The sequence below is a fragment of the Collinsella aerofaciens genome, from assembly GCF_027679495.1.
In the GTDB taxonomy this organism is placed as follows: domain Bacteria; phylum Actinomycetota; class Coriobacteriia; order Coriobacteriales; family Coriobacteriaceae; genus Collinsella; species Collinsella aerofaciens_AK.
Genome location: NZ_JAQEKC010000071.1, coordinates 1 through 673, shown reverse-complemented (window position 1 = coordinate 673; position 673 = coordinate 1). Strand labels below are relative to the sequence as shown.

The 673-nt window shown below is 59.1% G+C and carries 1 protein-coding gene and 1 pseudogene; both read left to right on the top strand.

Annotated elements, in window-relative coordinates; translation table 11 throughout:
- A pseudogene (locus tag PGW49_RS10395) lies at positions 1 to 255 on the top strand (hypothetical protein); the annotation flags it as partial.
- 173 nt (positions 256 to 428) lie between these two features.
- The coding region (locus PGW49_RS10390) for a PTS sugar transporter subunit IIA (RefSeq protein WP_416335481.1) at positions 429 to 673 on the top strand (245 nt) is incomplete at its 3' end.

The window sequence follows — 673 nt, the reverse complement described above, 5'->3', positions numbered from 1 at the left end:
TACATCACCTCGGCCGACTTCTTCCACGGCACCCTCGAGCTCGTGGAGCCCGGCGTCCCCGTGTTCCTGTTCATGGGCGAGGACGAGAACCGCAAGCTCGACGAGCGCGTCCGCGCCTTCCTCAACCGCGGCGTGACCGGCGACACCGACATCAACATCATCGACACCGCCGAGTTCGCGATCCTGAGTTCGCGATCCCCGGCCTTGACGACGAGTTCCGCGTCATCGTGTCTCCGTGGATTCTCTCCTCGCTGATCACCGATCGCCTTGCCGCTTACTACGAGACGGTCACCAAGCACAACCTCAACTACCGTCGTTACTATCACCAGTTCGACTACTAATAGTTGACCACTCATTTAAGAAGCACCCTGCCCGGGCGCATGCGTCCGGGCATTTTTATGCCGAAATTCGCAAGGAAGGGGAATCGAATGAGGCAGTTTATCGTGGCGTCCCATGCTCATTTTGCGTCTGGAATCGTCGAGAGCATCGGCCTGCTTTCCGGCGAGCGCGAAAACGTCCATGCGCTCTCTATGTATGTCGACGGAAACGAGGACCTGACCAAGGAGGCCGCAGCGATTCTGGACGGCTTTGCCGCGGACGATGAGGTCGTCGTGTGCACCGACCTCTTTGGCGGCAGCGTCAACAACGAGTTCACCAAGATCGTCCAGACGCG